Consider the following 19,837-nt stretch of genomic DNA (forward strand, 5'->3'; position numbering starts at 1 on the left):
AGAACCTCCAAAGTCAAAGAATGACAGGACGTTAGGGGGATTCGATCCATTCGGCTACTCCCCCGGGGCACTCGGGCCGAAAATAGGCAATCATTCGTCCATCTGGTCCGGCAGACGCGGTGCCACCCCAAGGCGCAACCCCGTGCAGGCAATGGCGGTGCAGGACATAAGCCTCACCCGGTCGCGCGGGCAATTCGATGCGCGGGCAGGCTTCGAACACCTGACGGCGGGCCGCCTGATAAATCTCGGTTATGTCGACCGTATGCAAATCCTCAGACCGGAGGCCGGCAAAAGCACGGGCAAATGCCGCGCCGAGGATTTTATGGCTGCCCTCCCAAAGCACCAGAGGCGCGGCATCCGCGCTGGCCTGCGTCAGCGGTATTCCCAGAATCCAGGTATGCGGCTCGTCCACCCGGCGCCGCCGATCCGGGCCGTTCGGTTTCAATCCGTCTACATGCGCGCCGTCCCGTCGGGCGCGATAGCGCGCAGCGGCTTCGTTCTCGCCCTTTCGCGGACGCGGGTATCCCGGATAGATCACCGAAACCTGCCCCTTATGCAGGGGTTGCGTGCCCAGATGTTCGGATATGAATTCCATCGCCTGACCGGCCAGTGGCTTTGAACGCCCCACCCTGCCCTTGGCATCGTTCTCCAAAGCGTCAACGCCAATGAACCACGTTCCTTCGCAATCATGCCACTGTGCATGAGCAGGATCGCTTACCGAGGCTCGAGCCGCAGGCAGAACGTGCGAAACCCACTCGGCCAAAACCGGATCATAGGGGAATTTGGCCCAGCCTTTACGAAAAAACGCCTCTACCATCCCAGCGCCTTGCGCAGCATGTTCAGCGCCACCAGTGTAAGAAAGACCGCAAAAACCCGCTTGAGCGGTTTCGGGTCCATCGAATGCGCCAGTTTTACACCCCAGGGGGCCGTGATCAGAGTCATCGCGACAACGATCCCAAACGCAATCAGATTAACTGCCCCAATGGTCAGCGGGGGCCGATGTTCCGCTGCGATATCCAAAAACAGAAACCCGATAACCGAAGGCACGGCGATGATCACGCCGAACCCGGCAGCGGTCGCGACGGCCCGGTGGATCGGAGTATTGTAAAGGCTCATCAAAGGCACGCCAAAGCTGCCACCGCCAATCCCCATCAGAACGGATAGAAACCCGACCGAAGGCGACAATGCGGCGCGCCGCACGTCTTTTGGCATTTGGTCACCCAACCGCCATTCCGACCGTCCCAGCCCAAGATAGGCACCGATGACCATGCCCAGCAGCCCGAAAAGGGCCTGCAAAGCTTCGGTCCGCAACGCCGAGGCCGCCAGAACACCAAAAACCGCGCCAACAGCAATCCCCGGTCCCCAACCGCGAAGGATATCCCAATCCACCGCACCTTTTTTGTTATGGCTCAGAACAGACCTGATGGACGTCACGATAATGGTCGCCAGCGATGTGGCTAGGCACATCTGCATCAACTGCGGCCCGCCATATCCAAGCGTCTGGAATGCATAGAAAAACGCGGGAACCAGTACGATCCCCCCACCCACGCCAAGCAATCCGGCCAGAACCCCGGCCAACGCGCCGATTACAAGCAAAAGGCCCAGCATCTGGGCCAGCATCATCGTCTCGGGCATTCTCCCCCCAAACCGGCAAACTGCCGTATCAACCTGCCTGCTCGACCTCGGGCAGTGGCGTCACACAATCCAGCGCAGCCAACACCAGATCAGCCCCGGCCCCGTCCTTGACCGCGCCTTCAGACAGCATCCGCCGCCATCCTCGCGCGCCTGGACGGCCTGCGAACAAGCCCAGCATATGGCGGGTGATCTGATGCAGACGGCCGCCGTTGGCAAGGTGTTGCTCGATATAGGGCACCATTTTGTGAACAACTTCAATCGGATCAGCAGCCTGTCCTGTGCCAAAGATATCGCGATCAGCGTTACATAGTATATCCGAGGGCTGATGATAGGCCGATCGCCCGATCATCACACCATCCAACCCGGCATCCAGATGTTCGCGGGCCTCATTCAGAGAAGTAATGCCTCCGTTGATCGATATATGGAGATCGGGAAAGGCCGCCTTCATCTGATGAACCAGAGGGTAATCCAAAGGCGGAATATCCCGGTTTTCCTTCGGGCTTAACCCCTGCAGCCACGCCTTACGCGCATGGATCGTAAAGCGATCACAACCAGCGGCGCTGATTTTTTCCAGGAACTCCGGCAATACCTGCTCTGGCTCCTGCTCATCCACTCCGATGCGGCATTTGACCGTGACATCAATGTCAACGGCCTCACGCATGGCGGCAACGCACTCAGCCACTCGCGACGGATCCTTCATCAGGACCGCTCCGAACGTTCCGGACTGAACCCTGTCAGAGGGGCAGCCGCAATTCAGGTTGATCTCGTCATAACCCGCCTTCGCCCCGAATGTTGCAGCTGCTGCCAATTCGTCTGGGTCCGACCCACCCAACTGAAGGGCCACGGGATGTTCTTGCGGGCTGAACTCGAGAAGATGCAAAGCGCCCCCCCGGACCAATGCCGGGGCAGTGACCATTTCCGTATAAAGCAGGGTTTGTGAGCTCAGCAGCCGATGCAGAAAACGGCAGTGCCTGTCGGTCCAGTCCATCATAGGAGCGACGGACAAGCGGGAGGCCATTCTGATCACCGCATTTTTGTCGGCGCATGTCACTGTTAGCCACCTTTCTCTTCTGCGTCTTTTAGAACTGGCATCGGCTATTCGGGGCTAGCGCCGATTTCCAAGGGCAACAAACCCAATTTGCAGGCTCCACGATCGAGCTAGATGCGAACAATCAATCATCCTAGTTCTGGGCGGTGCTTCACATAATGTAAAAGGGAGAGCTCGTCTACCAAACGGCGCATGCACAGGAACAGCCGCCGACCAGAAAACGCTCCATTCAGGAATCTCGCGCGTGAACTTGCTATTGGGGCACTGTATTCTGGTGCGGTCGAGAAGACTCGAACTTCCACGGGTGTTACCCCACAGCGACCTCAAGTAAACCGCGTGCCAACATTCCGTATAACGCACTGAATACTTGGTGTCTTTTACCGTATGACCTTCTTGGTTTCTTCGCGCAGTTAGGTACTGCGAGTACGACTGTTACTGTAACAGAATCCGGGCAGTCAACCCGTACATGTAAGGGTGAGTCAAGTTGACTCAGATACGGAACGCAAAGTTGAGCTTCGAGAATGCAGGGGGTAACGAGACAACACACCGCGCTGTGGCATTGTGTTACCCTTGGCCACTTTGAGGTTGAGGGAGGACTTGTGGTAGGGTCCTCCGCTTCATCAATCTTCGAATGCCTGCTGTGAGCGCGCAGCGGTCATTCCCGCAAGGTGCGCCGAACGAACGCTCTGAGCCCAACATACCGAAAGCTGCCCTTTTTTTACGAATGTCGGTTTGCAACCTGGTGCCATGGAAGCGCCAAAGTCCGAACCAGTTTTACCAAGGGCTTGCCGTACTAAATTCTTCAATGACTCTTGAAAACGTCTTAGATATGGTCAACGAAGAGTTTTTTAGAATTTGGAAACGGTTTAATGAGATTTTTGCCTTACTTAGTTGTGGCGTTGTTAATGGCAGCATCAACATCGGCAAACGCAGAGGCGCAGTTAAAGCCTTCTTCCGATGGCCGACCTTACATGATTTTCAATAGCTTTCAGGTTCCTCCGGAGTTGTTCCTTTCTTTTCGCGCGAAATCGACTGGCAATTTGGAGAGCATTCGGGAAATTTTGCCTATCAAAGATCGCAACCCAATAAGGCTCCGAAGAGTTGAAGATGAGATGTTGAGCAAAGTTAAGGAGTTGGTTGATCTTAACGAGGAGTCCAAGATTTACCTCGGTTTGCCGTGGGCTACCATAAAAGTACATGGAGACTATGATCGCGCTGGAAACAGCTTCAATTTTTTACTCCCAGGCGCTCTAAGTTATAAGTACACTGATACTGGAGAAAAAGGCCACATTGATGTTCAATACCCAGAACCGTTAACTTTTGGGGCTTTCAATAGTAATTCGATATGTTGTGGGAATGAAGATTTCTCGAATGCCACCAAATCTGACAACCTACTACTACATCAATCGAGCTACCAGATCGTAAGAATTTTTTTAGATAGTCTTGAGCGGGCCGAGCTAATATATGACCTTAGTGCCTCGGGTCGACTTCTCGCTCAAGCAATTTGCGAGCCAGTCTTTGTGGGGAAGATTTATGAGGGAAAAGTTATTGGTAAACATGGGAAGTTTGCCTGCCCACTCACTTTTCTTTCGATAGGGGAAACGAGCGGTAGCGGAGAAGTACTTTCTATTGGATATATTGAGTGGCAAAATGGTAAGTATGTTACCAACTACTACTGATTTTGTTGCATCTCTCACTGTTGCCAAGCCTAGATAATACGACAGTTTCTGTAAACCACCCGCTCATTGGGTGGTTTGCTTTCAAGTTTGGATAAAGGGTAGGTTAAAGTGCCGCGAAGGAGTGAGTGAGCAGCCTAACCTGACTGGTCCAATTTGATTGATGGCACAAGAACTATCCTCACCCAAGGGATTTCACCAAGTTTCTCAAGAGCCGGATGGGAGTGTCCCCTAAGTCCGCAAAGCCGAACTCAAACTACTCGGATTCACTCAGGGTTACCCAAGGCTTCCCTATATAACCCCAAGTCCTCCCTAGGCACCCTCGCCAAGAACCTAAGTTCCCCGCTATCCCAACCTTCTTCAAACACTTGCCTCAAACGACGCTTCTCTGCGTCCGTCTTGTTGCTCGGGTAAACCAATCCAACAATGTTCTCGTACATGTGCAGCGCCCTACCCTTTTCGTCGCGGTAGTAGATACGCATAAACCCATCAATGGCGTTAACGGTCATACCGCTTCGGTTGTTGTCTGCCCTCGTTTGGGGTGACCGGTTCAGTTCATTATTTGCCTGATCAAAGAGTTCAGGGCCGAGGATGGACAAAGCTTCGTTTGGTAGAGCGGCTAGAGAGGCCCTGAGAGACTCGCTGAGACGGTCTTTGGGTTTGGTCGCAGGTGGAGACTCTGATGTGGGTTGAGGCGGCCCTGAATCCGCTGAGGGGCCCTGTGTCTCACCTTCATTCATCTGGTGACATTCAAGATCATCTATGGTTTCATTTTGGTACTTCATTTTCAACCTGTGGGAATTTTCATCTTTGGAATTTGTCATTGTCATCGTCTTGATCGGCGCGGTTCTTTTCTTCGTGCTCCCCAGCAAAGACTCACGGAGGAAAATCGAGCCACCCTCGCGACCGATCTCCTTCGAGACCAATACCAGAAGGGAACCAAAGCGATTTGACGCAGCAAGTGCGCAGCCAGAAAAGACTGTCCTACAAGGGAACGCCCGAGTGGTGGATGGCGATACCATCGTGATACGCAAAACTCAGATACGTCTGTTCGGTATCGACGCCCCAGAGATTGACCATCCGTATGGCAAAAAGGCGAAGTGGGCGCTTGTGTCGTTGTGTAAAGGGCAAACCATTAGGGCTGAGACAACCGAAAAAGACACACATGGTCGAACCGTCGCGAAGTGTACTCTTCCAGACGGTAGTGATCTCTCAGCCGAAATGGTCAAACTCGGGTTGGCTATTGATTGGCCGAAGTTCTCCGGTGGAGTGTATCGCCCTCTTGAACACCCGGATGCTCGAAAAAAGCTATGGCTGGCCGATGCGAGACAAAAGGGACGAATACACGTATTGAAGCAGTTCGAGGCTAAGCAAGCGGCCAAAAAGGCCAATAGCGGCTAAGTGTCCACGTCCACGGGATAGTCCAATTGCTCCGATGGTATCTGACTATGATAGGAAGTCGCCGGTACTCTAGGATCAATCGGTTGAACCTTGTGTTCCTTCACCAGTTTAGCCGCCGTTGAAAGGTCGGTACCGGTGGCGGTACCTTCCTTAATTTTTACGATCAGTTCCCGAACGAGTAGCCCGTTGAGTTCTTCGAGTTCACCTTGGGTGGCGTTCTTGATGCTTTCGGTGTCCACGAGATCAGGCATAAGGTTCCCAAAGTTGATCGAAGGCTTCAACTGCTTGTTCTCGGGTCAATTGACCTGTTGCGGCCTTAAACCAAACATTCCGAACGATCGCCTGTTGGTCCCGTGTGCCGTTGTCAGCTAGATCGACAAGAAACTCGATACGGTCCATCCCTAGCCCATCGCCCGTTTCAAGGTATTGATGCATTACCTGACCGCCAACTTCCTCCATCTCTGAGTATGCCTCTTGGAAACGCGCCTCGGAGACACCCATCTTATCATTGAGGAATGCCAGTCCGTGTTGGCTCAATTCTCCATTGGTGACGATATCCCGACCAACAGTGTTCAAAGCCGCCTCTCCGTTTTCACCGAATGCCAGCTCGAATCGATCCAAGAGAACTCGGGTTTCTAGCGGTCGGTCGTCCACGGGTTCCTGCTCCGGAGAGTTCTCCAAGTCTTGCGAGAATTCGTCTTGAGGCGAAGTAAATTGGCCCTCACTAATAGCGCCGATGGATCGAGCCATCTCCACCTCCATCTCTACGCCGTTGATTTTCACAATGTCGGTGGGTCGAAGTTCGCCCCCGGAATGGACACGAAACCCGTCACGCATCACTACGCCTAGATTGTTGTTAAACTCATGATCTGGGATATGTGTTGAGCCTTCTTTGAAGTGACCCTTAGCACGGGCCTCAGCGGTTACATCACGGGTAGTCGCAATAAACTCGTTTGAGTTGCGGAGGTTGCTATTAGGTACTGCCGCAATATCCTCGGCGCTGATGTTATCAGTTGTCATAATATACTATCTTCTTTCTCAGAAATTTCGAGTGAGAGGCCAAGGGCCTCGTGAGCCTTCATAAGAAGGCGATGGTCGGAAACCCAAGCCCTGCCCATCGCATGATCGACAGCGGCACTAAGTTCCTTCCCAATGGCGCGGACTATGGGTCCTGCCTTGAAACGGTTGATGGTGACCTTCTTCGCCACCTTTTCTTTGATAGGAACCGGTAGGTTCTTGATTGGATCATCCGAGATGTACCAAGGGTGCTCCCAACGGATGACTTTCTCTTCGGTTTCGGTTTTGGTGAACCCTGAGTTGGCCAGTACAAACTTCCCCGCCCATGTATCGACAAAGAAACTCCGAGCCTTAGCAGCCCCACGTTTACCGTCAGGCATCCGCCAGAGGAACTCTGACCAAAGACGACAAGCCATGTATCTGACCATCGCATCTGATAGGGAGTTGTTTTCTCTGTGGACGTAGTTGGAAAGGATCACCCAGGCTTTGGCCTTTTGGGTGTATCCCATGTTTCCCTCAAGCCGAAAGAAAGGCAGAGCAAAGGCTGGATTGTGGGTAATGGTGCGTTGGGCTGAACCCCAAGACGACTTGAAGGAACGCTTGGCAAAGTCGGTGGAGAGGTAGTCCTCTTCGAGCCAAGCCTTGATTGCACCTTCGATGGCCCTGAGTTCACCTTGGGTTGGCAGTCGGTTGGTAGGGTGGCCGTACATCCGGTTGCGCTGATAGTGAGCCCGACAGTACCCAGAGACCTTCACCCGATGATTGTCACAACCCGAGACCGAACATTGCTTGGCCTCGTTATTAGCCTCGTATGCTTTTCTTCTCTGCCTCAGCGCCTCTCTTGACGCCTTGCTTCGCCTACCCGCCGGGATGGTAGACAAGGGTAGCTTAGCCATCCTCAGCTTCTCTCTTGACGAACAGAGAGTGGATCAACAGCTTCCCGTTTTCCAACCTTTTGGCACTTTCGGTAACCACGTGGACACCGACAGTCTCCAAGGCTTTACGCCCTTCGCTGCCCTCTGGGTAAACAAAGGACTTCATCCCGACACGCCAGAAAGGCTTGGAGAGTTCCAGATCGTTACGGACTTGAAGAGGATGATAGGGGCCAGATTTGGCGAGTGAAAAGTAGTCAACTAATACAGGGATAATTGACGAAAAATTTGAAACGTATTCCATTGGTGTTTTCCTAATTATTTGATGCACTTAGGTCGGTTCTCCCCTTTAAGGATGGCCTCTGTAAGATGTTGTAATTATTAATAAATTTGGAATGCTGAGGCCCGAACCGAGCCTCAACTATTGGTGACCCAGAGTTGCTATCGGGTTATCTTGAGTTTTTCTTCGGGCTGCGCATCTTCGTTGACCCACTCCAAGAACAGCCTTCTCATTCGCCCACTCGGCAGAAAAAGGGTAACCGATGGGTCAGAGATAGAAGATCGACAGCGAATACGAGAGCGATACAGAAATTGGAGTAGTTCAGATACCGCGAAGCGTTCTTTGAAAGCTCTGTCGCTCTCTTTTCCCAACCATTCCAAGATGGCAGGATGGACGAAGTAATCGTACAGACATATGACCACTGAGCAATTGCGAAACTTGTTCAAGCCCCTCACGCCCGGATTGACCCAACATGCCCCGAACATCTTAGATGCTTTGGAGAACCCGCTTGGGGCGGTCTCATCGAATGCCGATCCCGTTCGACTGAACCAGTTCTCTTTGGCGCAACCGATCATAATTAAATCTAAAGCGATGCCCTTTAGTAGCCTTCCACGCAGGTTCTTAAGTGCATTCTGCACTCGTGGATAGTACCGCAGCCGCGCCTTTGGTTTGGTCTGTCCAGTATACGAAAAGCTCAAACCGGATACTGCCGGGATATCTCTTAGCGTAACCCAACGCCTAATCTCTCGTCGTAACTTGGCTTCCTCGGCAAAATCCCGGTTGATCACATAAGGAACATTAAGACGCTCCAAGTATGCCGCGAGTGGTGATCCTTCAGACATAAAGGTCATGATGGTTACCGAGTTCCCAGCAGTCAGCAGTTCCACAGGTATCGGAATGACAAACATGTGTCGGGATTGGGTGACATAGAGCAGCCCTGCTTTAGCAGCGTCTAGTAGACTGGAAGTTAAGGTATCGGATACATCACCTTTTCGTTCAGCCCATTTGGCTGTTGGTGTGACCTTTCCGGTGTCTCGATCCACAATGGCATAGCCATCTCGGACAAGAGCCTCCCACGTACCTTTCTTAGGTCCTTGAGGAACTTTGAGGGGCTCAAGTGTCTCGTCAATCACAAGCACATAGTCAGCCAACCAACCATCTTGTCTGAGTTCAACGATTGAAGGGTAAAGTGCATGGGTTGTCACCACGTTCATACCTTGGCGAATAAGGGTGTGTAGATGGTCGCCTTTGGTTCGACCTGAGTGGGCTACAGGTTGCTCAAAGTGAACCCCCGCCGGGTTGTCGATCACCTCTTGGCATTGCTCTAGGTATTCATGAACCACCAGGTATTTCGTGTTCGGGTCGAACCCTTGCAACAAGGCTTGGGTCTTTCCAGTACCCATCGGGCGGTCATAGAACATGACAGGAGGACGCGGCCCTTGAGTGTGTTTCGGTGGAAATACAAAACTCGAATAATCCATTGATATAATTGATAATGATAGGAAAGCAGGGCTTTACCCCGCAGTCCGACACGATGCCGCCAACGCGACAAGATAGAGACGGTTGAGATACCGTTGTGTCGGAACATGAGTGGACTTGAGGTCCACCTCTGCGACCAAGACAGCGCATAATGACTGCTGCTTAAGTCAATGAGTGTTTCGCAAGCTAGTAGTAGAGTTCATGAAAAATGAAAGAGCACGAACAAAGCTATGAAACGAGATCTCCATATGACAACTTTATTACGACGCCCCCAGAGTCCACAGAAGGCCCCTCAGAGCCCCACAAGCACTAACTCGACCCAACCTACGCAAATCCCAGAGCAAGACTCAGGGCCTCTCTCAGCAGCTCTCTGAGTCTTCCATCCAATCCAGACTAGCAGCCATCCAACCACAGGAAACGTTGGCTTGAACGCAATAATGATCTGGACAGTTGCCGCGCCTCTTAGAAGCTCTAACCCGTACACCTTATGCGCACAAGTCAAGGTAAGCCATTGAAACAACGTAGTAAGGTACGAGCAACAATACCCGAAGCATCAACGATCAAGCGTGTGTGTCGTACCATATGACGCTTTAATTCCCCTACCCTGCCTCACAGCAGATCGAAGGTGGACTGTCGGTTTGCCTTGGGTGGACGGTCGGTTGGGCTGTGAGCGAACCCTAGGGGTCACGGGGGGTAGACCGGGGCGGACCTACCGATATTACCCTCACAGATTTTTTGTAGAATACTAGCCGCGTAAAACATTTAGACGAAAAATCTCACGAACTCACGACAGCCCTCGACACCGCATACGACACGTATAAAGTGTCAAAATCAAACAAAAAACAGGCAAGAAAACGGTACGTAAAGTGGGCACGACTAACATACTTCATATCACGGATTTACATTACAAATTCGAACGAAAATTCAACCAAGGGATTGTTCTAGACGCTTTACTAGAGGACATCCAGAAGCAGTCCGACCGAGTCGGAGAACCTGATCTTGTGGTGTTTTCGGGTGACCTGGTACACAACGCAGACGACACAAACGCCTACGATAAACTATATGACGAGTTTATCGAAAGGCTCTTGGATGTCACCAACTGTGATCACTCTAGGCTGTACCTCGTCCCGGGAAACCACGACTTACACCGAACAGCGGTGAAAGAACTTGAAGATCAGCACAATAAGTTGACGGAACTTTGCGCTACACGCGATATTCTAAATGAACAGTATTTGAGCGGCAGTATCTTCGAATTTGCGCAAAGAAAGAGCAGCAAGTTCTTTGACTTCCAGAACTTCTTTGATGCCGAAGGCCGGTTGTTCTCCAACGAGATTGTCCAAGTCTATGACCTTCCTGAAAAGGGCGTTTGCCTCGTGTGTCTCAACACGGCATGGATGGGTTTCGCTGGTCTAGATAAAGTCAAAGACTTAAGTAAATTGCTGTTACCAGAAGCGGCGCTCATTGAAGCTTTCAAATACGTACCAAAGGGAAGATTTGTCGTTGGCGTTCAGCATCATCCGTCGAATTGGCTCACTGAGTTCTGCGAATCCGACTTTAAGGATTACCTAGGTGGCAAGATTGACCTGCAACTAGTGGGACACGTACACGACCCTCGCCCAATCGTCTTTCGAGAGGCCCGAGGTACCACATTTCAAAATCAATCGGGCGCCCTGTATACTTGGAGAGAAGACCGCTACCTTGGGTATTCATTCATTAGGATATCCCCTGAAAACAAACATGTTGAAGTGTGTTGGCGCTCTTACTACGACAAACGTAGATGTTTCGATGAAGCCACGAATGTAAACGACACTTCGGGGTGGTTATATTCATCTCAACAAGCTGAGCGATACTTCGGCGGCTTGTTTGATGATTACAAAAAACAAGACGTAATAAAATGGGTCTCCAAGACGGTAAAAACCCAATTTGAAACCGAATTTGAAAAAGGTTTACTTGACCGCCCTACAACCGAATTCTTTGTACCACCTCCTCTACATCGGCAAGTGTTTGCAAGTGGAAACGCTGAGGAACTAGACACATTTGAGAAGATAGAGATCACCTTTCATGATTTATGTTCAATAAGCGACAACGTTCTGCTGCAAGCGAGACCTGAGTATGGAAAGACGACACTTCTACAACAACTCTGCATTCAAAAATGCAAGAACGCAGAAACCAATAAAAATGATCGGCACTTTATCCCTGTCCTTCTAAAGTTCTCCGACTTTAACCCGGGTACCAAACGGGCTGAAAAGGCAATCAGAAACATGCTTCCAGACCTTCCTGCAAGCTGTACGCTCGAATCTCTACTACAAAATGGCGCGTTTTTGATATGTGTTGACGATGTAATATTTTCGAACAGCAAAAACATGACGAAACTTAAATCGTTCATGTCCACATTTAAATCAAACAGATATGTTCTCTCCACTCTTGTGGCTGGAAAATATGACGGAGTACAGATAGACACAGGACTACCGGCACAATTTGAGCAAGTAACTCTTGGAACGCTAAGGCGCAAAGACATTCGCTCACTTGTTCAGAAATGGGATTGCCAAAATGGCGAAGAGGAAGAACTTCTGAATCGAGTGGTCCGGGAATTAAAAGCAATAAATGTGCCATATACGCCACTTAACAGCACACTGCTACTAGATATCATTTCCAATGACCAATCTTTTTCCCCACTTAATCGACCAGCCCTTATTGAGAGATTTATCGAAACACTTCTAAAGAAAAGGTCCCTATCTGACATCGAACGTCGAAAATTTGATTTTCGCAATCAAGTTCACTACCTTGGCTACGTAGCCGAGTATATGTGTAAAGAAAACGACTACATCCTAGATTATGATGACCTATTTAGGATAACCGATATCTATCTTAAAAAATTGGGATTGGGATTCGGCGCTCGCGAAATAATTGAAAACTCAATTACATCTCGGATATTCCAGGAAAAGAAAACTGATAACTCAGTATCATTCAGGTTCAGGGCCTTTCTAAATTTCTTTGTTGCCGCTCAAATGAAAGCAGACAGGGGTTTCAAAGAGTGGGTTTTCGATGAGCAACGATATCTAAGCTATTTGAATGAAATTGAATACTACGCTGGCTTGGAAAGGAATGACTTAGACCTCCTAGAGATGGTGGCAGAAAGACATGACAAATGCCTTAAGGAAGTGTTTGGCGAGAAACTGCTTGAAACTCTTGATGAGAATGGAGACAAATTCATTCCGAATTCCTTTGAGGACAACAAAAGGTACTCCGAAGACCTCGCTGATGAAATTGGAGAAACGCCCATGTCAGCGGCAGAGCGGGATGAGGTTTTAGATACCGAGATACCCGCAGATGCAGAAGGACGCCAGGAAGTTTTTCGACCAGACACAAGTTCCCCCCAGGCGCGATATGTGTTGTCACTTATGATGTATACAGGATTGGTTAAAAATACCGAACTAATAACCGATTCTGATAAAAGAGAGCATCTAGCTAAAGTACTAAGAAGTTGGGCCATTACCACGATGGGCTCGTTTTTGGCGATTCCAAGTTTGGTAAAGCACCGAAAAATGACTGCGAACGGATTAACTTACACCGTTTCCTATCCGAGGGAATACTCCGACGAACGAGTAGCAAAACTAATTTCAATAAACATGCCAAAGGAAATCGCTAGACTCCTGTTTATGCTGATTGGCACTGAAAAGTTAGAGGTGCAGTTAACTCAGGGATCATTGGGTGAAGGTGAAGAACCAAGATTGGTTAGCTTTTTCCGAAACTCGCTGTACATGGACTTAAAGTTTAAGCAGTGGTGGAAAATACCCGGTCGTTTCTCGCAACAAGTCAAAGATAATCATTTTTTTCAAGAAGTAATGCTGACAAAGGCCACCGAATTGTATCGCCTTGGCGCGTTTTCGAAGGGGGTTGAGGCTGAACTTCAAGACGAGATTGTTGACAGCTTCGCACGTTTGTACGCACCGACTTCGAAGCAAATCCAAGAAATTCGCAGCAAGAAGAAGGCGAACATGCGACGAGCCAAGCTACTGAATTCTCTCAAAGCAAAAATAGATTAGAACAAGGCTAGGGGGCTGAACTCGTTGGTTTTGAGTACAGCCCCCCAAGCAATCTACTCTATTCCGGTAAGGCGTGCGCTTATAGAGCTGGCATTCTCACGGTTTCTCTGCATTCTCTCAAAGAACGCCTGCCCCCCCTTGAGTGCCGAAAAGACTTTCGAATGGTTGTCCATCCACGTCTCTGTGGCTTGCTCATATTCCTGCTCGATGCTTGCGATGGCCTCCGCCTTTGTTCCCACAGTTCGCGCCCTAAATATCAAAGTATTTCTCAGAGTTAACTTTGTTGTATCCTAACCGTTCAACTTCACAAAGGGCCACCAAGCGGACCTTCGCTGCGGTTGCGGCACCGATCATCACCAATGGCAGCAACGCGCAGAGATCGGACGTTCGTGAAGGCAGCAAAAAAGGTCTACAACGAGCCCACTTTGCCTGATGATGCGCTCTGCTCGAACTTTCGGTTTCTAGGAAATCGTCCGAAACTTGCCAAAATTAAATGGAGTTCGCCAAGGGTTGTGGCATAAGAATATTCAGTGATTTCGGGCGTCACGCTAACGGTGACAAAATCGATCGTTTTTGGTTGCCGCGTTATGTCCTAAGGTCTTTTGTCCGGCCAACTGGCAATGCAGAGCCAAGGCGACTGTACGTAAGAGCCGCTCTTCTTGAAAATGGGAGCCCAATAAGGTAAAAAAAAACATGTAAGATTGCTTTCAGCATAGATTTATTTGAGGGCGCATATGAAGCCCAAAAAGGTCATTCTTTGGACACTCTCGATTTCAGCTTGCATTGCTGTGCTGGCCTTTTTCGCGATGCCAACTATGCGATTGGATTATTCACCTCCGCCAACAATAGACACCCAACCAACCAGTGGAGTTTGTAGCCCAACCATCTCCAGTGACAGGACCATTGTACTTGAATGTGAGCCCTTCGATTGCGGCCCAGGTGAACACTGTGGCCCGGAAATGCCTCTTCCGCTAATTCCGAGCCCAAATCTGTGCATTCTAGACCCTGGGCTTTGTAGCTCAGATTGCCCGGGGCCTGGTTGCCCAGGCGATCCCACTTCACCTGGAGACAATTGCATAACACTCGGTGTATCTGGCCCTTGCCTGGATAGGGCGCTTTTCTCCAGTCTCGAAAGGGCAGAATACGCCTTCAACGCACCTCAAGAGATGGCGGTATCCGAACCACAAACGATTGCTCTCGTGATTGACACAACAGGGCAGACCGACTTTTCTGCTGAGCTAATGGCATTGCCAGGTGTTCAGGTCGAAGGCGAAATACCAATATCTCTTATAATGGAGGCAGAGATTGTCGGCCCTGCCTTTGACATCACACCAAGCGGCCGCCAAAGAAGAGAACTTTCTGAGCTGAACCCAACTCGTTGGGATTGGGAAGTGACACCCAAGCGAGACGGTAAACATCAGCTAGAAGTCTCTCTTTATGTCATCGCTTCGAGAGAAGGTGAGAGCATCGGTGAAGAGAAAGCACTCGCGGAACGACACGTCATCCTGGTCACCGTCTCGTCACTCAACAGGATTATCGACTTCATTGCTAAGGTGGACCCAATTCTGGCCTTCGTCTTAGCAATCGGTGGAGCAATTGCAGCCGTTCTAGCTTGGTTCGGGTTCAAGAGTTGGCGGGATGTCTCCGGTACAGAAGACGGCAAAGACAATCCGCAGAAGATCGAAGTGACAATCAAGAATGCACCTAAAGACGAAGCAAAGTGACTAATTTTGTGCAACGTGGATAACTTGCCAATACTTATAGGTTTCTGTCACCAGCGAAAACGACCCTTTTTAACAATTCTCGTTCCTAAAGGCAGCCATAGGTGCGACCGCAGCGAAATGGTGCTTGGTCCCGCTTATCGACCATCCGACACCGGACTTTGAACGTCCGGAATGTGCGGTTCGCTACGTGCCGCGCTTGCAAATGACCAAAGTGTGGCCAATGGCAGGTCAGGGCTCAAACTTCAGGAGCGGATGCGTGGATACTAAAGAATCATAAAGCCGTGCTTCTTTCTGAAATGCTTGGCAAGATTCTTCGCTTTTGTTTGGACGAAGCACTCCGGGCATTGAACCATCTCGTCTCCATCAAATTCAAAGCTTTTAGGATACTTGATTGGCGCAAGTATTCTGAATGTATACATCTCGTTTTCAATCCATCGGACGGACGAGCAGCGCTTATCAAATACCACCATCCGGCCAACGAGGAAGCCCGCGCTATTTTTGATCAGAAGGAGGAAATTGTCCTTCTCACCAGTTTGGACATTCACAAGAGTGGTCTCATTGAACAGTGAAGTTTCAGCCTCGGAGACAACCCCGGCCACCAACTCGGTTTCGGCGCTCGCGGCGGAAGGCAATTTGTACTCGGTCGAGAGCGAGTTTCGGGCGGCGGTGAAATTGCCTGAATCCATACAGCTGTGTTTGTACCAAGGTGGCCCCAAGGGAGGATCAATCCAAACGCTTCCACCATTGTGCCGGATGAAGAAAACGGCATCCCCGCATTCGGGGCAGTTTGTCGAGAAGCATGTACTTACTCGACTACTCAGGTAACCAGAAAAAGTGTTCGCACTTGAGCTGCCTCCTGAAGAGCTACATCCACCATGTAGGTGAAGCGGAATACATTGCCCACCAATGTACCTAAATTCGATTGGTTGCCCGCAGCGGCTGCAAATTGCCATCTCAAACCGCTACACCTATTCGCTGTTTAGCTCCCATCCCATGGTGTCTGCCATCGACGATGGGATGACGACTAACAGGATGCGAGAAAGCATCAGACTGTCTAACGTGTGGCCGTCGTTGGCGTCACCATTTGTGTCCAACCGCGCCCCGCGTAGATGTCTGAACAGTGACCCGTTGCTTTGGTGGTAACAATTGGCGACTTTGGTCCAGTGGAACATCTCTGTTTCCTCTTGAGCCGGAGTATTGATTGCGGTCACAAGCCAAGCCACCGCATTTGTGCATTGATCAGAAATATTTGCGAGCTCCCAGAGGGAAAACTCGCGGGTCTGAATCGCTCTGTTCAATCTCGCGTTGTCAGTGGTATCTAGCTCGCTCTTAAGCCATTCAAGCTCGTTCGGCGATAGCCTTGGAAGTCGGTTGTCAAAGTCCTGCCAATAAGCCTGAATCGCTATCGCCATTTCGGTGCGCTGATCCTTGTTGGCATAGATATCGGAAAATGGAATCGCTGCGTAGGCGCGTCTAGCCGTTTCTATGTCTGTGTAGGCGCTTGCCGAGGTGCACACGCACAAAAGAATTGAAGCAAGATATAGGCGCACTGAAACCTCGGGTATAGCAGGCGAATAGCGGGAATATAAAACCAAATAGAGCATCACAAGATTGCACTCTATCCTAACTGCGTACAACAGCTTTGTCCGCTCACCTGTCTTTGCCACCTGACGATGGACGTCCGGAACCTGCGGTTCGCGACTTGCTGCACTCGCGATAGACCGAAGCGTAATCAAAGGCGGCTTTGGGCTCAAACCATCAGTATCGAGTGCGCCAACGACCTCCTAGCATATGACGCTGGATATCAGTACCATCCTCTAGGGTGCAAAGACACCAAGACCGACCTGAGGGCGTCACAACTGCTGATATCCAAAATTGGGTCGGCCTCAAGCCTGCTGCGGCTAGTCGAAATAGTAACTACTGGGGAGACGGTGCGCCAGACATGCCAAATTCCGGATACGGACTGATAACAGTGACGTAAAATCCCAATGACCGGCGCAAGCGGGAACTTCGGTTAACCCCGAGAGGCGAAGCATTCGTAAATCAGTTGGAAAGCATTCTTTCAAGTCCGTCATAGAAAATCGCAAAACCAAATAAGGGCCAGCGTAATTGCCAGCCCTTTGAAACTTTTGATTTATGGTTGAGGGTTAACCTGCCAAGGTTTCTAACTTCCCGTCCACAGGGTGCCTTTCACCAGTTACTTCCTCATAGGCATGCATGGCGTCTACAAGGCGCTTCTTAAGACTTTCTGAGTCATACATATTGCTCAAACCCCATCCTGTTTCGAGTTCCAACTCAGAGGCCAACTCAGCATTTTTTCTGTCCACCATCATCAAGTAGTGGAACATGACCCGCTCATGCAGTGCTTGGGCTACCGAAAGTGTTCCGACGCTTTTCATAGTCTCGAATCCTCTTTGCTCGTTTGGTTTCTTGGGGTTTGCTTTCAGTTTGCCACAGGCTGAACAGAGGGCGACACAAGGCTTCCCCCAAGTTCAGCATAAAGAGCCTCAAAGGTAGTTTCGATCAGGCCCACCAATTCAGCCCTTTTCGCATAGACGCTAATTCCTAAGTCGTCTTTGTTGGAGTGACCTACCACTAGGTTCCTAGCCTCTCGGGCAACGCCAGCGTTGACCAAAGAAGAGACCGCAGTCCTTCTAAATGAGTGCATATCCCACTTCGTATGATCCCCCTCCAATGCCTTTCTAGCCTTCTCCAAGGCTTTCCCTAGGTAATGGCTAGGTTGTTTGTCGTATCCACCCAAGTTGATCCTAGGGAACAACCGACCAACATTCTCAAGGCAAGACGGTTCGACCACAGTGGCCCTTTTGATTGCCTCCCTTAGCAACTCACAGTCATCATCACCCACAATCATGACCATCCGCTTCCCTGCCTCAGTCTTAGCCTCAGGGATATTAATACGGATGTGGTTCCCCATGTCCTCAAGGTCCGACAAGTAGCGCCCACAGATTTCATTCAATCTGCATCCGGTGACCCAGAGTAGACGAACGGTTACGAACATTTCGAATTGGTATTTGAGGGCTGAGTTACCAGCGATGTAGGTCAGAAGGCTTTCAGCTTCCCCTCTCGTTACTGGTCTCAGCTTTTTCTCCCTAGGGTCCACCTTCTTCTTCTGACCCGCGACACGTCGCAGGAGAGACGAAAAGGGATTGCGAACATCTGGATCGACCAAACCCCAGTGATCCAAGACGCGCCAGTAGGAAGCAAGACAACACTGATAGGATTGCAAAGAACGAGCCGAAAGAGGTTCACCGGTTCGTTCTGACGGTGTGCGCTTGAGATGTTCCATGAACGCGAGAGCAAGCGACCTGTTTATTTCTGTGACGTCGATATTCCCTGCGAACGCCTCGAAGCCCTCAAGGTGCTGTCGGTATCTCGCCTTGGTGGATTCCTTGATACCATCCGCTTCTGTCAGCCACCGATGTGCCGTATCTCTGACAGAAGTCCCCTCCTGTGGATTGTGTCGCGCCACCTGTTTCACCACAGGTTCCGGCGTCGCACCCTGTCCAATCGACGCAAGAATTTCCGGCAAGACTGCTTTTCGCCTGACTAAAGCCTCAGCCAAATCTTGAGTTCCGAGACCTCGAACGATCTCTTTTTTACCGATGATAGCTTGATATTCGTTGGGGACAGCGACTCTGATTGCGTATCCCTTGCCTCTCTTAAAGAGGCCCTTTGGCACCCGTACATCCATCTCTAAAGGCTCCAATTACCGTTACATTCGGTGAAGAAACCTGTTGAAAATCAAGTACTTGGTGCGGTCGAGAAGACTCGAACTTCCACGGGTGTTACCCCACAGCGACCTCAACGCTGCGCGTCTACCAATTCCGCCACGACCGCACTGCCTAGGCTTGGTAGAGGGGCGTATAGACGGTCGTGTAAGGGATGTGAAGGGGCAAAAACGCCGTGGTTTGAATTCGTGTGAAATGGCAATATCTGATAGGTCGGATCACGTACCCCAGGCATAGGCAGGAACACTCAATGACGTCGTCAGAATCTCAACCCGTTGTACAAATCGATATTGTCTCGGATGTCGTTTGCCCCTGGTGCATCGTGGGATTTCGACAGTTGGATCAGGCGCTCAGGAACTTGCAGGTATTGGCCCGCCTCAGATGGCATCCGTTCGAGCTTAACCCGAATATGGGACCTGACGGCCAGAACCTGCGTGAACACATAACCGAGAAATACGGCAGTTCCGCCCAGCAAAGTCAGCAGGTGCGCAACCAACTGACCGCCTTGGGTGCTGATCTGGGTTTCACGTTCAATCTCGACGATGATAGCCGAATCGTGAATACGTTCGAGGCGCACCAACTGCTCGACTGGGCCGAAGATCAGGGTCGGCAGCATCCGCTGAAGATGGCGCTGTTCGAAGCGTATTTCACTCAGCAGAAAGACGTGTCGGACCGGGAGGTACTGGCTGAAGCGGCAAAGACGGCGGGTCTTGATCCGGCGAACGCACGTGCGGCCCTAGAATCTGGCGCGCACGCAGCCCCGGTCCGCGAAAAGCAACATTTCTGGACAAGCCGGGGTATTTCGGGCGTCCCGTCGATGGTGTTTGGCGGAAAATATCTGCTGACAGGTGCGCAGGGTACAGACACCTATATGCAGGCTTTGCAGCAGTGCGTGAATGAGGCTGCATAG

18 protein-coding genes and 1 tRNA gene are annotated in these 19,837 nt (G+C 50.6%); 5 read left to right on the top strand and 14 right to left on the bottom strand.

All coding sequences use genetic code 11. From position 1 onward, the window contains the following. Positions 1-31: 31 nt before the first annotated feature. The 3 genes from ACR0NA_RS02140 to dusA are packed head-to-tail and all read right to left on the bottom strand — an operon-like array spanning position 32 to position 2,653. A complete protein-coding gene (locus ACR0NA_RS02140) occupies positions 32-817 on the bottom strand; it encodes a hypothetical protein (protein WP_480725732.1) in 786 nt (261 codons plus the stop codon). Then, positions 811-1,635, bottom strand: a complete 825-nt coding sequence (locus tag ACR0NA_RS02145; RefSeq protein ID WP_480725733.1) for a sulfite exporter TauE/SafE family protein — start codon at positions 1,633-1,635, stop codon at positions 811-813. Before ACR0NA_RS02145 ends, ACR0NA_RS02140 begins: the two co-directional genes overlap by 7 nt. Before the next feature lie 28 nt (positions 1,636-1,663). Further along, entirely contained in the window at positions 1,664-2,653 is a 990-nt protein-coding gene (gene dusA, locus ACR0NA_RS02150; protein WP_480725734.1) for a tRNA dihydrouridine(20/20a) synthase DusA, read from the bottom strand. Positions 2,654-3,552: 899 nt separating this feature from the next. On the opposite strand from dusA, the gene ACR0NA_RS02155 reads away from it, so the two are divergent. After that, entirely contained in the window at positions 3,553-4,362 is an 810-nt protein-coding gene (locus ACR0NA_RS02155) for a hypothetical protein (RefSeq protein WP_480725735.1), read from the top strand. Positions 4,363-4,625: 263 nt separating this feature from the next. On the opposite strand, the gene ACR0NA_RS02160 is transcribed toward ACR0NA_RS02155, so the two are convergent. Next, on the bottom strand, positions 4,626-5,183 hold the full coding sequence (locus ACR0NA_RS02160; protein ID WP_480725736.1) for a hypothetical protein: 558 nt from the start codon (positions 5,181-5,183) through the stop codon (positions 4,626-4,628). Between ACR0NA_RS02160 and ACR0NA_RS02165 the strand changes: the two genes are divergently transcribed. Further along, complete coding sequence (locus tag ACR0NA_RS02165) at positions 5,170-5,760, top strand: thermonuclease family protein (protein ID WP_480725737.1); 591 nt, start codon at positions 5,170-5,172, stop codon at positions 5,758-5,760. The two genes, ACR0NA_RS02160 and ACR0NA_RS02165, sit on opposite strands and share 14 nt — an antisense overlap. Here ACR0NA_RS02165 and ACR0NA_RS02170 read toward each other — a convergent pair. From ACR0NA_RS02170 to ACR0NA_RS02190, 5 genes are all read right to left on the bottom strand, one after another. Then, positions 5,757-6,011: a hypothetical protein gene (locus ACR0NA_RS02170; protein ID WP_480725738.1), complete on the bottom strand. Its 255-nt coding sequence runs from the start codon at positions 6,009-6,011 to the stop codon at positions 5,757-5,759. The two genes, ACR0NA_RS02165 and ACR0NA_RS02170, sit on opposite strands and share 4 nt — an antisense overlap. Beyond that, positions 6,004-6,780, bottom strand: a complete 777-nt coding sequence (locus tag ACR0NA_RS02175; protein ID WP_480725739.1) for a hypothetical protein — start codon at positions 6,778-6,780, stop codon at positions 6,004-6,006. The genes ACR0NA_RS02170 and ACR0NA_RS02175 overlap by 8 nt, the downstream gene beginning before the upstream one ends. After that, positions 6,777-7,487 (bottom strand): hypothetical protein, encoded by a 711-nt coding sequence (locus ACR0NA_RS02180; RefSeq protein WP_480725740.1) that lies wholly within the window; start codon positions 7,485-7,487, stop codon positions 6,777-6,779. The genes ACR0NA_RS02175 and ACR0NA_RS02180 overlap by 4 nt, the downstream gene beginning before the upstream one ends. Before the next feature lie 178 nt (positions 7,488-7,665). Next, entirely contained in the window at positions 7,666-7,953 is a 288-nt protein-coding gene (locus ACR0NA_RS02185; protein ID WP_480725741.1) for a hypothetical protein, read from the bottom strand. 137 nt (positions 7,954-8,090) lie between these two features. After that, positions 8,091-9,350, bottom strand: a complete 1,260-nt coding sequence (locus tag ACR0NA_RS02190) for a hypothetical protein (RefSeq protein ID WP_480725742.1) — start codon at positions 9,348-9,350, stop codon at positions 8,091-8,093. Positions 9,351-10,274: 924 nt separating this feature from the next. Here ACR0NA_RS02190 and ACR0NA_RS02195 point away from each other — a divergent pair. After that, positions 10,275-13,454 (top strand): metallophosphoesterase, encoded by a 3,180-nt coding sequence (locus ACR0NA_RS02195; RefSeq protein WP_480725743.1) that lies wholly within the window; start codon positions 10,275-10,277, stop codon positions 13,452-13,454. A 1,166-nt stretch (positions 13,455-14,620) separates the two neighbouring features. Next, positions 14,621-15,178, top strand: a complete 558-nt coding sequence (locus ACR0NA_RS02200; protein ID WP_480725744.1) for a hypothetical protein — start codon at positions 14,621-14,623, stop codon at positions 15,176-15,178. 263 nt (positions 15,179-15,441) lie between these two features. Here the strand turns inward: ACR0NA_RS02200 and ACR0NA_RS02205 are convergent, their stop codons facing one another. From ACR0NA_RS02205 to ACR0NA_RS02225, 5 genes are all read right to left on the bottom strand, one after another. Further along, on the bottom strand, positions 15,442-15,864 hold the full coding sequence (locus ACR0NA_RS02205; RefSeq protein ID WP_480725745.1) for a hypothetical protein: 423 nt from the start codon (positions 15,862-15,864) through the stop codon (positions 15,442-15,444). Positions 15,865-16,146: 282 nt separating this feature from the next. Next, the gene (locus ACR0NA_RS02210) at positions 16,147-16,845 is read right to left on the bottom strand and encodes a hypothetical protein (RefSeq protein ID WP_480725746.1); all 699 of its coding nucleotides are present in this window, start codon (positions 16,843-16,845) and stop codon (positions 16,147-16,149) included. Between the two features lie 480 nt (positions 16,846-17,325). After that, positions 17,326-17,577, bottom strand: a complete 252-nt coding sequence (locus ACR0NA_RS02215; RefSeq protein WP_480725747.1) for a hypothetical protein — start codon at positions 17,575-17,577, stop codon at positions 17,326-17,328. A gap of 44 nt (positions 17,578-17,621) precedes the next feature. Beyond that, positions 17,622-18,890 (bottom strand): DUF6538 domain-containing protein, encoded by a 1,269-nt coding sequence (locus ACR0NA_RS02220; RefSeq protein WP_480725748.1) that lies wholly within the window; start codon positions 18,888-18,890, stop codon positions 17,622-17,624. A 59-nt stretch (positions 18,891-18,949) separates the two neighbouring features. After that, positions 18,950-19,036 (bottom strand) — tRNA-Leu (locus ACR0NA_RS02225). Between the two features lie 141 nt (positions 19,037-19,177). Between ACR0NA_RS02225 and ACR0NA_RS02230 the strand changes: the two genes are divergently transcribed. Continuing rightward, entirely contained in the window at positions 19,178-19,837 is a 660-nt protein-coding gene (locus ACR0NA_RS02230) for a DsbA family oxidoreductase (protein ID WP_480725749.1), read from the top strand.

Source organism: Ruegeria sp. C11 (assembly GCF_056537725.1).

Bases quoted from the DNA above. Each gene is read 5' to 3' on its own strand.
- ACR0NA_RS02190 (WP_480725742.1), bottom strand. From the start codon at position 9,350: ATGTTCTATGACCGCCCGATGGGTACTGGAAAGACCCAAGCCTTGTTG.
- ACR0NA_RS02170 (WP_480725738.1), bottom strand. From the start codon at position 6,011: ATGCCTGATCTCGTGGACACCGAAAGCATCAAGAACGCCACCCAAGGT.
- ACR0NA_RS02230 (WP_480725749.1), top strand. From the start codon at position 19,178: ATGACGTCGTCAGAATCTCAACCCGTTGTACAAATCGATATTGTCTCG.
- ACR0NA_RS02215 (WP_480725747.1), bottom strand. From the start codon at position 17,577: ATGAAAAGCGTCGGAACACTTTCGGTAGCCCAAGCACTGCATGAGCGG.
- ACR0NA_RS02140 (WP_480725732.1), bottom strand. From the start codon at position 817: ATGGTAGAGGCGTTTTTTCGTAAAGGCTGGGCCAAATTCCCCTATGAT.
- ACR0NA_RS02205 (WP_480725745.1), bottom strand. From the start codon at position 15,864: ATGGATTCAGGCAATTTCACCGCCGCCCGAAACTCGCTCTCGACCGAG.
- ACR0NA_RS02145 (WP_480725733.1), bottom strand. From the start codon at position 1,635: ATGCCCGAGACGATGATGCTGGCCCAGATGCTGGGCCTTTTGCTTGTA.
- ACR0NA_RS02185 (WP_480725741.1), bottom strand. From the start codon at position 7,953: ATGGAATACGTTTCAAATTTTTCGTCAATTATCCCTGTATTAGTTGAC.
- ACR0NA_RS02175 (WP_480725739.1), bottom strand. From the start codon at position 6,780: ATGACAACTGATAACATCAGCGCCGAGGATATTGCGGCAGTACCTAAT.
- dusA (WP_480725734.1), bottom strand. From the start codon at position 2,653: ATGGCCTCCCGCTTGTCCGTCGCTCCTATGATGGACTGGACCGACAGG.
- ACR0NA_RS02155 (WP_480725735.1), top strand. From the start codon at position 3,553: ATGAGATTTTTGCCTTACTTAGTTGTGGCGTTGTTAATGGCAGCATCA.
- ACR0NA_RS02200 (WP_480725744.1), top strand. From the start codon at position 14,621: ATGGCGGTATCCGAACCACAAACGATTGCTCTCGTGATTGACACAACA.
- ACR0NA_RS02160 (WP_480725736.1), bottom strand. From the start codon at position 5,183: ATGACAAATTCCAAAGATGAAAATTCCCACAGGTTGAAAATGAAGTAC.
- ACR0NA_RS02220 (WP_480725748.1), bottom strand. From the start codon at position 18,890: ATGGATGTACGGGTGCCAAAGGGCCTCTTTAAGAGAGGCAAGGGATAC.
- ACR0NA_RS02180 (WP_480725740.1), bottom strand. From the start codon at position 7,487: ATGTACGGCCACCCTACCAACCGACTGCCAACCCAAGGTGAACTCAGG.